This window comes from Kocuria sp. PD6, from assembly GCF_031844145.1.
Lineage (GTDB): Bacteria > Actinomycetota > Actinomycetes > Actinomycetales > Micrococcaceae > Kocuria > Kocuria marina.
On sequence record NZ_JAUZUS010000003.1, the window covers coordinates 252,067 to 265,614 of the forward strand.

At 68.5% G+C, this 13,548-nt stretch carries 11 protein-coding genes; all 11 read left to right on the top strand.

Translation table 11 applies throughout. The annotated features are described in order from the left end of the window. Nucleotides 1–33 precede the first annotated feature (33 nt). Nucleotides 34–1,011: an ABC transporter permease gene (locus Q9R22_RS04250; RefSeq protein ID WP_085106481.1), complete on the top strand. Its 978-nt coding sequence runs from the start codon at nt 34–36 to the stop codon at nt 1,009–1,011. Further along, nucleotides 1,004–2,041, top strand: a complete 1,038-nt coding sequence (locus Q9R22_RS04255) for an iron chelate uptake ABC transporter family permease subunit (RefSeq protein WP_131332494.1) — start codon at nt 1,004–1,006, stop codon at nt 2,039–2,041. The genes Q9R22_RS04250 and Q9R22_RS04255 overlap by 8 nt, the downstream gene beginning before the upstream one ends. After that, complete coding sequence (locus tag Q9R22_RS04260; RefSeq protein WP_131332495.1) at nt 2,038–2,793, top strand: ABC transporter ATP-binding protein; 756 nt, start codon at nt 2,038–2,040, stop codon at nt 2,791–2,793. The genes Q9R22_RS04255 and Q9R22_RS04260 overlap by 4 nt, the downstream gene beginning before the upstream one ends. 292 nt (nt 2,794–3,085) lie before the next feature. Continuing rightward, nucleotides 3,086–3,382 (top strand): co-chaperone GroES, encoded by a 297-nt coding sequence (gene groES / locus Q9R22_RS04265; protein WP_035959438.1) that lies wholly within the window; start codon nt 3,086–3,088, stop codon nt 3,380–3,382. Between the two features lie 107 nt (nt 3,383–3,489). After that, a complete protein-coding gene (groL, locus tag Q9R22_RS04270) occupies nt 3,490–5,073 on the top strand; it encodes a chaperonin GroEL (RefSeq protein WP_064847323.1) in 1,584 nt (527 codons plus the stop codon). 231 nt (nt 5,074–5,304) lie between these two features. Next, on the top strand, nt 5,305–7,416 hold the full coding sequence (locus Q9R22_RS04275) for an acyltransferase family protein (RefSeq protein ID WP_131332496.1): 2,112 nt from the start codon (nt 5,305–5,307) through the stop codon (nt 7,414–7,416). Nucleotides 7,417–7,499: 83 nt separating this feature from the next. Then, nucleotides 7,500–8,996, top strand: a complete 1,497-nt coding sequence (gene guaB, locus Q9R22_RS04280; protein ID WP_131333877.1) for an IMP dehydrogenase — start codon at nt 7,500–7,502, stop codon at nt 8,994–8,996. A 43-nt stretch (nt 8,997–9,039) separates the two neighbouring features. Then, nucleotides 9,040–10,161, top strand: coding sequence for a GuaB3 family IMP dehydrogenase-related protein (locus Q9R22_RS04285; RefSeq protein WP_131332497.1), 1,122 nt, complete (start codon nt 9,040–9,042; stop codon nt 10,159–10,161). Between the two features lie 152 nt (nt 10,162–10,313). Continuing rightward, the gene (locus Q9R22_RS04290; protein ID WP_131332498.1) at nt 10,314–11,291 is read left to right on the top strand and encodes an SURF1 family protein; all 978 of its coding nucleotides are present in this window, start codon (nt 10,314–10,316) and stop codon (nt 11,289–11,291) included. Continuing rightward, nucleotides 11,284–11,877 (top strand): DUF3817 domain-containing protein, encoded by a 594-nt coding sequence (locus Q9R22_RS04295; protein WP_035965872.1) that lies wholly within the window; start codon nt 11,284–11,286, stop codon nt 11,875–11,877. Before Q9R22_RS04290 ends, Q9R22_RS04295 begins: the two co-directional genes overlap by 8 nt. Nucleotides 11,878–11,919: 42 nt before the next feature. Continuing rightward, entirely contained in the window at nt 11,920–13,518 is a 1,599-nt protein-coding gene (gene guaA, locus Q9R22_RS04300; RefSeq protein WP_131332499.1) for a glutamine-hydrolyzing GMP synthase, read from the top strand. Nucleotides 13,519–13,548: the final 30 nt, after the last annotated feature.

A 13,548-nucleotide genomic window follows, 5' to 3' on the forward strand; every position in this document is an offset into this window, starting at 1 on the left:
CGGGGCTTCGGCATGATCCAGGAAGCACACGTGATGGTCTCCACTGCACAACGTCCGACCCGCACGGGGGTGGCCCGGGACTGGAAGTTCTGGCTCGCCCTGCTGGTGGTCCTGGGACTGCTCTGGCTGTCCCTGGTCACGGGGGTGGCGGACCTTTCGGACGCCCAGGGTGAACAGTTCCTGGGTCTGACCCGGATTCCCCGCACGGTGGCCCTGGTCCTGGCCGGTGCCGCGATGGCCATGTCCGGGCTGGTCATGCAGTTGCTCACCCAGAACCGGTTCGTGGAACCCACGACCACGGGCACCACCGAGTGGGCCGGGCTGGGGTTGTTGCTCATGATGATCCTGGCCCCGGACGCCGGGTTGAGTGCGCGGATGATCGGCGCGATCGTGGCCGCGTTCGTGGGGACCATGGTGTTCTTCGCGTTCCTGCGCCGGGTTACGCTGCGTTCCTCCCTGATCGTGCCGATCGTGGGGATCATGCTCGGGGCCGTGGTGGGGTCGATCTCCACCTACCTGGCGCTCGTCACGGACCGGTTGCAGAACCTGGGCGTGTGGTTCGCCGGCAGTTTCACGTCCGTGCTGCGCGGCCAGTACGAGACCCTCTGGGTCGTGGCACTCGTGGCGGTGCTCGTGGTCATCACCGCGGACCGGCTCACCGTGGCGGGACTCGGCGAGGACATCGCGACCAACGTGGGATTGAACTACAACCGGATCATCCTGATCGGCACCGGACTCGTGGCCGCGGCCACCGGCGTGGTCACGGTGGTCGTGGGCAATCTGCCGTTCCTGGGGTTGATCGTGCCCAACGTGGTGTCCCTGTTCCGGGGCGACGACCTGCGCTCCAACCTGCCGTGGGTGTGCCTGCTCGGGATCGGCCTGGTCACGGTGTGTGACCTGATCGGGCGCACGATCATCGCGCCGTTCGAGGTCCCCGTGTCCCTGATCCTGGGCATCGTGGGCGCTGCGGTGTTCATCGCCCTGTTGCTGCGAAGCCGGCGCCATGTCTGAGGTGACCGCGCTGCGCCACGACCGGGCGCGCACTGGATCGGGGGCCTTCGTCTCCCCGGCCCACCGCCGCCGCTACTGGATCACCGCGCTGTCCCTGCTCGTGGCGGGACTCGTGTTCTGCGCGGGCATCCTCACGTGGGACAACCCCCTGCCGTTCGGCACCCCGGGGTTCTGGCGGATCGCCGAGTCCCGGGCCACGAGCGTGGTGGTGATCCTGATCGTGGCGGTGAGCCAAGCCATGGCCACGGTCGCGTTCCAGACCGCCGCGAACAACCGGATCATCACGCCGTCGATCATGGGTTTCGAGTCCCTGTACGTGCTCATCCAGACCTCGGCGGTCTACTTCCTGGGTGCGGTGGGGGTCAGTGCGGTGCAGGGGCTGCCGCAGTACGCCCTGCAGGTGAGCCTCATGATCGTGTTCGCGCTGGGGCTCTACAGTTGGCTGCTCTCGGGCAAGTACGCCAACGTGCAGGTGATGCTGCTGATCGGCATCGTCCTGGGCGGCGGGCTCGGCGCGGTGTCCACCTTCATGCAGCGCTTGCTCTCACCGAGCGAGTTCGACGTGCTCAGCGCCCGCTTGTTCGGCTCGGTGGCCAACGCGGATCCCGGGTACTTCCCGCTGGCCGTGCCGCTGTGCGTGGTGGCCACGGTGGCCCTGTACGTGCACTCCCGCACGCTCAATGTCATGGCTATGGGGCGGGACGTGGCCACGAACCTGGGCATGGACCACCGCCGGGAGCTGCTGCTCACCCTGTTCTGGGTGTCCATTCTGATGGCGGTCTCCACGTCCCTGATCGGGCCCATGACGTTCCTGGGGTTCCTCGTGGCGATCCTGGCGTACCAGTTCGCGGACACCCACGACCACCGCTACGTGTTCCCCATGGCCGCGCTGATCGGTTTCGCGGTGCTGTCCGGGGCCTATTTCGTCCTGAAGAACGTCTTCTATGCGGAGGGCGCTGTGTCCATCATCATCGAGCTGGTGGGTGGCAGTGTCTTCCTCTTCGTGATCCTGAGGAGGGGCAGACTGTGATCCAGTTGACCGGACTGGTCAAGGAGTACGGCACGGACTTGGCGATCGGGCCGGTGGATCTGCAGATCCCCGCCGGTGGCGTGACCGCGCTCGTGGGGCCCAACGGCGCGGGGAAGTCCACGCTGTTGACCATGATGGGTCACCTGCTGGGTCCCGAGGCCGGCACCGTGGAGATCGGCGGTCACGACGTGAGCAGGACGCCGCCGCGTGAACTCGCCAAGGTGGTCTCCACGCTGCGCCAGGAGAACCACTTCAGCGCGCGGCTCACCGTGCGCCAGCTCGTGGCGCTGGGTCGCTTCCCCTACACGCGTGGGCGGATCACCCGGGACGACGAGCGGATCATCTCCGAGTCGATCGACTTCTTCGACCTGGGACCCCTGCAGAACCGCTACCTGGACCAGCTCTCGGGCGGTCAGCGCCAGCGCGCCTACGTGGCCATGGTGCTGTGCCAGGACACCGAGTACCTCCTGCTGGACGAGCCCCTGAACAACCTGGACATGCGCCACTCGGTGCACATGATGCATCACTTGCGCCGCGTCGCGGACGAGCTCGGACGCACCGTGCTGATCGTTCTGCACGACATCAACTTCGCGAGCCACTACTCGGACTGGATCTGCGCCGTGAAGGACGGTCGCGTGGTGGAGTTCGGCCCGCCCGAGCAGATCATGACGGACGAGACCCTCACGCGCGTGTTCGACACCCCGGTCACGTGCCACGACGGTCCCCACGGACGGCTCGCGGTCTACTACTGACGCGGCACGGACGGCTCGCCGGCCGCGACTGACGCGGCCGCGGGGACGGCGGCGTCGTACCCGCGGATTGTGCCCAGAGACGAGCGCGGCGGGCGCGCCTTGACCGCGCGCGGCCCGTCTCCCTACAGTGATGATTAGCACTCTCATGGTGAGGGTGCTAAAGGCCAGGCGCTCAATCGGCACCGCGACGACGGTTGGCACGCCAACTGGCCTGTGGCGGACGCGGTCATGGGACCCCATGACACGGCGCGTTCGCACACCGTCTCACACGCCTAGAAGAAAGGGAGAGATCGTGTCGGTCTCCATCAAGCCTCTCGAGGATCGCATCGTGGTTCAGCCGCTGGCCGCTGAACAGACCACCGCTTCCGGTCTGGTCATCCCGGACACCGCCAAGGAGAAGCCGCAGGAAGGCACCGTCCTGGCCGTGGGCCCGGGCCGCGTGGATGACAAGGGCAACCGCATCCCCGTGGACGTCAAGGAGGGTGACGTGGTCATCTTCTCCAAGTACGGCGGGACCGAGGTCAAGTACAACGGCGAGGAGTACCTGGTGCTCCCCGCGCGGGACGTGCTGGCCGTGATCGAGAAGTAATCCCCGCAACGACTTTCGTGCGCGGTGCCCGGACGTTCGCCCGAGAACGGGCCACGGGGGCACCGCGCCGTCATTTCCACACCCTTCTCGTTTCGTAAGGAGCACACATGCCCAAGCAGTTGGTGTTCAACGACGCCGCTCGCAAAGCGCTCGAATCCGGTGTCAACCGACTGGCCGACACCGTCAAGGTCACGCTGGGCCCCCGCGGGCGCAACGTGGTACTGGACAAGAAGTGGGGCGCACCCACCATCACCAACGACGGCGTGACCATCGCCCGTGAGGTGGAGCTCGAGGATCCGTACGAGAACCTCGGCGCCCAGCTGGCCAAGGAAGTGGCCACCAAGACCAATGACGTCGCCGGTGACGGCACCACCACGGCGACCGTCCTCGCGCAGGCCATCGTCAAGGAGGGTCTGCGCAACGTGGCCGCCGGAGCGGCCCCGGGCGACATCAAGCGCGGCGTGGAAGCGGCCGTGGCCACCGTGGCCCAGCGTCTGCTCGACAACGCCCGCCCCGTGGAGGGCAAGGACGTGGCCCACGTGGCCGCGATCTCCGCGCAGTCCATGGAGATCGGCGAACTGATCGCCCGCGCCTTCGAGACCGTGGGCACGGACGGTGTGATCACCATCGAGGACGGTTCCTCCACCGAGGTGGAGCTGGACGTCACCGAGGGCATGCAGTTCGACAAGGGCTACCTGTCCCCGTCCTTCGTCACGGACCCGGAGCGCCAGGAAGCCGTCCTGGACGACACCTTCGTGCTGCTGTTCCAGGGCAAGATCTCCTCGGTCCAGGACCTCATGCCCGTGCTCGAGAAGGTGCTGCAGGCCAAGAAGCCGCTGACCATCATCGCCGAGGACGTCGAGGGCGAGGCCCTGTCCACCCTGGTGGTCAACAAGCTGCGCGGCACGCTCGACGTCGTGGCCCTGAAGGCCCCCGGTTTCGGTGACCGCCGCAAGGCGATCATGCAGGACCTGGCCGTGCTCACGGATGCGACCGTGATCACCCCCGAGCTCGGCATCTCGCTCGAGGGCGTGGACGTGTCCCAGCTGGGCAACGCCCGCCGGATCACCGTGACCAAGAACCAGACCACGCTCGTGGACGGTGCGGGCTCCTCGGAGGCCGTGGCCGAGCGCGTGGCGGAGATCAAGGCGGAGATCGCCCGCACGGACTCCGAGTGGGACCGTGAGAAGCTCCAGGAGCGCCTCGCGCGCCTGGCCGGTGGCATCTCGGTGATCAAGGTCGGTGCCGCGACCGAGGTCGAGCAGAAGGAACGCAAGCACCGCATCGAGGACGCCGTGTCCTCGACCCGCGCGGCCCTCGAGGAGGGCATCGTGGCAGGCGGCGGTTCCGCGCTGGTCCACGCTTCCAAGGCGCTCGACGGCACGGACCTCGGTCTGACCGGGGACGCGGCTACGGCCGTGACCATCGTGCGGCGCGCACTGACCCAGCCCCTGCGCTGGATCGCGGAGAACGCGGGCCAGGACGGCAACGTCGTCGCGGCGCGTGTGGCGGACCTCGAGCCCGGCAACGGCTACAACGCCCTGACGGACGAGTACGAGGACCTGCTCGCCGCGGGCATCATCGACCCCGTCAAGGTCACCCGTTCCGCTCTGCAGAACGCGGCGTCCATCGCCGCGCTCGTGCTCACCACGGAGACCCTCGTGGCGGAGAAGCAGGACGACGAGGACTGAGTCCTCCCGATCCTTCCGGCAATCGCTGAATGGCCGGCGGCCCGCCCCTTTCGGGGGGGTGGGCCGCCGGTCGTCTGTGGTGCTGCGACCGGCGACGGTGCTCGACGTCTGCCCCCGCGCGACCGGGTGGCTCAACTCGCAGGCCGTGCGCGCTGCCCACCCACGGAGACGGGTCGGGGCGGAACCGGGTGCGATGTGATCGGTGCGCCCCGCTGCGTTTAGGCCGACCAGATGCGCATTTCCCCAGCCTTGGATCCCGTTGCCGGTTCATCCCCGCTCCCGGTGGGGCAGCGACCCCGGTGGGCTGCCGGATCCTCCTCCGCGCAACGGGTGCAGCGGTACTCGGGGTTCCGCCCAGAGGTGCAGGGGTTGCGGGCGATCGCGGTGCTGCTCGTGGTCGTCTATCACGTGTTCATGGGCCGGGTGTCCGGTGGTGTGGACATCTTCCTGCTGATCTCGGCGTTCTTCATGACGCTGTCGTTCGTGCGGCGGATCGAGGGCGGCCGACCGTTGGGGCTGGGTCGGTACTGGCTGCACACGTTCAAACGCCTGCTGCCCCTGGCCACGGTGATCATCCTGTTCACCCTGGCGCTCATCTGGCTCGTGTTCCCGCGCGCGGACGTCGCAGAGTTCCGGTCCCAGGGCGTGGCCTCGATCCTGTACCTCGAGAACTGGGCCCTGGCTGCGAACGAGGTCAACTACTATGCGGCGGACCACTCGACCGCGTCTCCCTTTCAACACTTCTGGTCCCTGTCCGTCCAGGGCCAGGTCTTCCTGGTGTGGCCGCTGATCTTCGCGCTCGCGTGGTTCGTCAAACGGCGCACGGGGCGTAACAGCATCCCCGTGCTGGCCGTGTGCTTCGGTCTCGTCTTCGCCGCCTCGCTCGCGTTCTCGGTGGTGACGACGGCGACCCAGCAGGAATTCGCGTACTTCGACACCCGTGCCCGACTGTGGGAGTTCGCGCTGGGGTCGCTCATCGCGCTCGCGATCCCGTACCTGCACCCAGGCCGCGTGCTGCGCGTGGTGCTGGGCTGGCTCGGTTTCGTGAGCATGGTCTCGGTCGGTGTGCTCGTGGACGTGCAGGGCGCGTTCCCGGGATGGATCGCGTTGTGGCCGTTGCTCTCGGCGGCGGCGATCATCGTGGCGGGGCAGTCTGGGTCCCGGATCGGTTTCGACCGGTTCCTCTCGCGGGGCCCCATCGTGCGACTGGGGGATGCCGCGTACGCGCTGTACCTCGTCCACTGGCCGCTGCTCATCACCTACCTGGTGCTCCGTGAGCGCCCCGAAGCGGGGCCCCGGTCCGGTGTGGCACTCGTGGTGCTCTCGGTCGTACTGGCACTGCTGTTGACCCGGTGGATCGAGACCCCGTTGAAGCGGTGGGCGTGGCCCGAGGCCCGGACATGGCGCATGGGCCTCGTGATCGTGGTGTGCGTGGGGCTGGTCACCGCGACCGCCGCGAGTTGGGCCGCCATCGACCGGCACCGCGAGGCACAACTCGAGGCGCAGGCGGAACGGAACAACCCGGGGGCGCGCGTGCTCGACCCAGCGTTCGAGTTCACGGGGGACCCGAACGCCCCCGTCCTGCCACAGTCCATGGGGGACCAGTGGGTGGGACTGCCGCAGGAGTGCAGCGGGCTCTACCGCAGCCTCAACGCCACGGCCCAGGGGTTCTGCCGCCAGACGCCGGAGGTGCGGGACCCGGACACGGTCGTGGCCGTGGTGGGCAACTCCCACATGGAGCAGTACATGGGCGCGCTGATCCCCGTGGCGGAAGAGGAGAACTGGCAGTTGATCTCCGTGCTGCAACCGGGGTGCGGCTTCGGTGTGGAGGGCCAGTCCGCGGCGTGCCGTGAGGGCAACGAGGCCGCCCTGGAGTACCTCAAGGCCATGCAACCGGACGTGGTGGTCACCACGTCCACACGGTCCGAGCTCATGTCCGGGGAGGACGAGCACGTGGTGACCGGTCTCGAACAGATCGTCCTGGAGCTCACAGCCGACGACATCACTGTCGTGGGGTTCCGGGACAACCCCCGGCTGGACTTCGACCCGACCCGGTGCGCGCAGGAACGCAGCTCCGACGACCCGTTGTGCTCGGTCTCGAGCAACGACGTGCTCGGGGACCACAACCCCGCCGAGGCGCTCGAGACCATCCCCGGGTTCATGGGAGTGGACCCCACGCCGCTGGTCTGCCCGCGGGGCGAGTGCGTCCCGGTGATCGGCAACGTGGCGGTGTGGTTGGACTCCCACCACCTCACGTGGGACTACACGCGCAGCATGGCCCCGCTGTTGCACGACACCCTGGTCCGCGCGGTCCAGGTCACACCGGGGGTGGACACGGAGTGAGCCCTCGGCGGGCGCCGTAGACTGGTGGGGACATTCTCGCGTGAAAGGGATTATTCGTGTCTGAACCCGTGCCCACGGCCCTCATGGACGACCCGTTCGGCTTCACCGGACTGACCTACGACGACGTGCTGTTGCTGCCCGGCAACACGGACGTGATCCCGTCGGAGGCCTCCACGACCACGCGCCTGTCGCGCCGGATCACGCTGCAGGCCCCCGTGCTCTCCGCAGCCATGGACACCGTGACCGAGTCCGCCATGGCCATCTCCATGGCCCGCCAGGGCGGGATCGGCGTGATCCACCGCAACCTGTCCATCCAGGACCAGGCGGATCACGTGGACCGCGTCAAGCGCAGCGAGTCCGGGATGATCACCAACCCGGTCACGGTATCCCCGGAAGCCACGCTCGCGGAACTGGACCGGTTGTGCGGCTACTACAAGGTCTCCGGTCTGCCCGTGGTGGACGAGTCCCAGAAGCTGCTCGGGATCATCACCAACCGGGACACCCGCTACCTGCCCGAGAGCGATTTCGAGACTCGGCTCGTGCGGGACGTGATGACCCCCATGCCGCTGGTCACCGGCAAGGTGGGGATGAGCAAGGACGAGGCGCACGCGCTGCTCGCGAAGCACAAGATCGAGAAGCTGCCGCTCGTGGACGACCAGGATCGGCTGACCGGGCTGATCACGGTCAAGGACTTCACCAAGGCCGAGCAGTACCCGCTGGCCACCAAGGACGACGAGGGCCGGCTGCGCGTGGGCGCGGCCGTGGGCTTCTTCGGCGACGGCTACGAGCGCGCCATGGCGCTCGTGGAGGCCGGGGTGGACGCCCTGTTCATCGACACCGCCAACGGTCACTCCCAGGGCGTGCTGGACATGATCGCCCGGCTCAAGAAGGACTCCGCCGCCGCCCACGTGGACATCATCGGCGGGCAGGCCGCGACCCGCGCGGGCGCCCAGGCGATCGTGGATGCCGGCGCGGACGCCGTGAAGGTGGGTGTGGGCCCGGGTTCCATCTGCACGACCCGCGTGATCGCGGGCGTGGGCGTCCCGCAGATCACCGCGATCAACGAGGCCGCCCAGGTCACCATCCCCGCGGGCGTGCCACTGATCGCCGACGGCGGGCTGCAGTTCTCCGGGGACATCGGCAAGGCCCTCGTGGCCGGTGCGGACTCCGTGATGCTCGGCTCCCTGCTGGCCGGTTGCGACGAGTCCCCCGGGGAACTCGTGTTCGTGGGCGGCAAGCAGTTCAAGGCGTACCGCGGTATGGGCTCGCTCGGGGCCATGCAGTCGCGCGGCAAGAACACGTCCTACTCCAAGGACCGCTACTTCCAGGCGGACGTGGCCGACGACGAGAAGCTCATCCCCGAGGGCATCGAGGGCCAGGTGCCCTATCGCGGGCCGCTCGCGTCCGTGCTGCACCAGTTGGACGGTGGGCTGCGCCAGACCATGTTCTACGTGGGCGCGCACAGCATCGAGGAGCTCAAGCACAAGGGGCGGTTCGTGCGGATCACGCCGGCCGGGCTCAAGGAGTCCCACCCGCACGACATCACCATGACGGTGGAAGCCCCCAACTACAAGCGCTGATCGCGCCAGCCCCCGCGCTCTCCGCGCGGTGAAAGGATCCCTCGTGAGTTACGACATCGAAATAGGGCGCTCCAAGCGGGCACGCCGCACGTTCAGCCTGGACGAGATCGCCCTGGTGCCCTCCCGACGCACGCGCGACCCGCAGGACGTGAGCACCTCGTGGCAGATCGACGCCTACAACTTCGACATCCCCGTGGTGGGTGCGCCCATGGACTCCGTGATGTCCCCGGCCACGGTGATCGCCCTGGGCCGCTGCGGCGGTCTGGGTGTGCTGGACCTCGAGGGCCTGTGGACCCGCTACGAGGACCCGCAGCCCGTCCTGGACGAGATCGCGGACCTCAGCTCTGAAAACCTGCCGCAGTCCACGCGGCGGATGCAGGAGCTGTACTCCGCCCCGATCCAGCCCGAGTTGATCAAGGCCCGGTTGGCCGAGATCCGCGAGTCCGGGGTGATCGTCTCCGGCTCCCTGTCCCCGCAGCGCGTCGTGGAGCACTACCGCACCGTGCTCGAGGCGGGCGTGGACCTGTTCGTGATCCGCGGCACCACGGTCTCCGCCGAGCACGTCTCGCGCACCCAGGAGCCCCTGGACCTCAAGAAGTTCATCTATGACCTGGACGTTCCCGTGATCGTGGGCGGCGCCGCGGGCTACACCCCGGCCCTGCACCTCATGCGCACGGGTGCGGCGGGCGTGCTCGTGGGCTTCGGGGGCGGCGCGTCCCTGCGCACCGAATCCATCCTGGGCATCCACGCGGCCATGGCCTCGGCCATCTCCGACGTCGCCGCGGCCCGCCGCGACTACCTCGACGAGTCGGGCGGTCGGTACGTCCACGTGATCGCCGACGGCGGTCTGGGCACCTCGGGTGACATCGTCAAGGCCATCGCCATGGGCGCCGACGCCGTGATGCTCGGGACCCTGCTGGCCCGCGCGGAGGAGGCCCCGGGTCAGGGCTGGCTGTGGGGTCCCGAGGCCCACAACCCGCACTCACCGCGCGGTGTGCGCACCCACGTGGGGACCGTGGGTCCTCTGGGCGAGCTGCTCAACGGGCCCTCACGCCACGTGGACGGCTCCTCTAACGTGATCGGTGCCCTGCGCCGGGCCATGTCCACCACCGGCTACTCCGAGCTCAAGGAGTTCCAACGCGCGGACGTGGTGATCCGCAGCTGATCCCCCCGCGCCGGGCCGCGGGTACGCCCGCGCTTCCGGCCCGGAAACCGGCGGCCGTTACGGACCCGTGACCCGTGGCCGTCCCGTGATCGGGGCTGCCCGTACCCCCGCTGATTTGGGAAACGTCCAGCCCGGAGCACTAGGGTTGAGGGGTGCTCAAGACCGCCCTGCGCCCCCGCTCCCTGGCTTTCCTGGCGGTCGCGCTGATCGTGGCGGCACTGTTCGTGGTGTTGAGCATGTGGCAGTTGAACGCTTCCCTGCAGTCTTCCACGGTGGTGGATCCCGCCAAGGACCGGGTCTCGACCCTGGAAGACGTGGTCTCCCCGGGGGAGGCCACGACCGCTCAGCAAGCCGATCACATGGTATCCGCGGTCGGGCGCTACGTCCCCGATTCCACGGTGCTGGTCCCGGGACGGTTGCAGGACGGCAACCCTGGGTACTGGGTAGTCACCCAACTCGCGATCCCCGATTCGCAACAGCGCTGGGACGCCGCCGATAACGACGTCTCGATCGCGGTGGCCCGGGGCTGGGTCGCTTCCGCCGACCGGGTGCCGCGAGCGCCGTCGGACGAGATCCGGGTGATCGGCAGACTCCTGCCCACGGACTCCCCGCTACCGAGCGAGAACGCGCCGGCCGGGCAGGTCGCTTCCGTGGCGTCAGCGCAGCTGAGCAATCTGTGGGACGCGCCCCTGTACTCGGGGTACGTGGCCGCGTTCGCGGAGGACCCCGCGGCGGAACCGGCGCCCGTGACCCGGGAGGGTACGCTCGCGGTGTCGGCCGGGCTCATGGGGGAGGGGCTGGAACCCCTGCAGATCCAGCAGCAACCCGCGGACACCTCCGTGCACGCACTAAACCTGTTCTACGCGATCGAGTGGGTCGTGTTCGCGGGCTTCGCGTTCTTCATGTGGTGGCGTTTCGTGCGGGACGACTACCTGCGCCGGCAGGACCCCGAGAAGTACTTCTACTTCGACGGCGACTACTTCTGGGACGAGGCCGAGCAGTCCTACTACTACTGGGACGCCCAGGACCAGTGCTACTACTACTTCGACGACCAACCCGCGGTGCGCACGGAATCGCGCACCCCGCCCACGAGTTCCACCCCGCGATCCCACGGAGCCAGTCATGAGTGATCACACGCCGCAGCCCGATTCCCAGCCCCGCCCGGTGCGCCGCACCGACGGCGTGCGGGTCACCGCGCCCGAGGACGCCAGCCCCGAGCGCGCGACCGTCCCGGACAGCGTGCGCGCCAAGGCCGCCGCGCTGAAACCACGACGGCGCTTCGGCGGGACCGAGGCGCAGATCCGCGGCGCGCTGACCTTCTACAAGGTGTGCGCGTGGATCTCGGGTACCTTCCTGCTGCTACTCGTCGCGGAGATGATCACCCGCTACGGCTTCGGCTACGACCTGATCGCGGGCGGCACGGACAAGGCCACGGGGCAGAGCGTGGCCCTGGGTTGGCAGGACCTCGAGCTCGAGAACCTGGCCGGGGGCGTGAACATCTCCACGTGGATCCTGATCATCCACGGTTGGTTCTACGTGATCTACCTGCTCTCATGCCTGCGCGTGTGGTCGCTCATGCGCTGGCCGTTCGCGCAGCTGGTCGTGATGGCCCTGGGCGGTGTGGTGCCGTTCCTCTCGTTCATCGTGGAACGCAAGATCCACCGCTCCACGGAGGCCGAACTCGTGGCCAATCCGCGCGCCGCCCGGCGCTACTGAGACCGGGCGAGGGTGTCCGAGCGGTGTTCTAGACTTGTCCGCGTGAGTGAATCCCCTGACACCCTGAGCGAACTGGAGCAACGTCCGGTACTCGTGGTCGACTACGGCGCGCAGTACGCGCAGCTGATCGCCCGCCGGGTACGCGAGGCGAACGTCTACTCCGAGATCGTCCCGCACACCTGGTCCACCGAGAAGATCCTGCAGCGCAACCCCGCCGCGCTGATCCTCTCCGGCGGCCCGGCGTCCGTGTACGCGCCCGGTGCGCCGCAACGGGACGCCGAACTGTTCGAAGCCGGCGTGCCCGTGCTGGGGATCTGCTACGGCTTTCAGATCATGGCCAACGCCCTGGGCGGGACCGTTGAGCGCACGGGTGTGCGCGAGTACGGGGCCACCGCCGCCTCGACCTCCGGGGACGGCGTGGGCACCATCCTGGACGGCACCCCGGACGTGCAGACAGTGTGGATGAGTCACGGTGACTCGGTCACCGCCGCGCCCGAGGGTTTCACGACCCTGGCTACTACGGAGGGCGTCCCGGTGGCGGCCTTCGAGAACCGCGAGCGCAGGCTCTACGGCGTGCAGTGGCACCCCGAGGTCAAGCACTCCGCGTACGGGCAGAAGATCCTGGAGAACTTCCTCTTCGAGGGGGCCCAGCTCACGCCCACGTGGTCCACGGGCAACATCATCGAGGAGCAGGTGGCCGCGATCCGCGCCCAGGTGGGTGACGGCAAGGCCCTGTGCGGGCTCTCCGGCGGTGTGGACTCCGCGGTGGCTGCAGCCCTCGTGCAGCGCGCGATCGGGGACCGTCTCACGTGCGTGCTGGTAGATCACGGTCTGATGCGCCAGGACGAGGTCGCGCAGGTCGAGAAGGACTACGTGGCCGCCACGGGCATCAAGCTCCACGTGGCCCGCGAGCAGGACCGCTTCCTCGCCGCGCTCAAGGGTGTCACCGACCCCGAGACCAAGCGCAAGAACATCGGCCGGGAATTCATTCGCGCGTTCGAGGCCGCCGAGCAAAAGGTGCTCAGCGACGAGGCCCAGGACGGCCAGCCCGTCCGGTTCCTCGTGCAGGGCACGCTGTACCCGGACGTCGTGGAATCCGGCGGCGGTGAGGGTGCCGCCAACATCAAGAGCCATCACAACGTGGGCGGGCTGCCCGAGGACCTGCAGTTCGAACTCGTGGAACCGCTGCGCGCCCTGTTCAAGGACGAGGTCCGCGCCGTGGGCCGCGAACTGGGACTGCCCGAGAACATCGTGGGCCGCCAGCCGTTCCCCGGTCCGGGTCTGGGGATCCGGATCATCGGTGAGGTCACCGAGGAGCGCCTGGACATCCTACGCCGCGCGGACGCGATCGCCCGCGAGGAGCTCACGCGTGCCGGTCTCGACGACGACGTGTGGCAGATGCCCGTGGTGCTGCTCGCGAATGTGCACTCGGTGGGCGTCCAGGGGGACGGTCGCACGTACGGCCACCCCGTGGTGCTGCGCCCGGTCAGCTCCGAGGACGCCATGACCGCTGACTGGTCCCGCTTGCCCTCCGAGCTGCTCGCCCGGATGTCCAACCGCATCACCAACGAGGTCGAGGAGATCAACCGGGTGGTCCTGGACGTCACGTCCAAGCCGCCGGGAACCATCGAGTGGGAGTGAACCCCACCGCGTAGAGAGCCATCGTTAGTT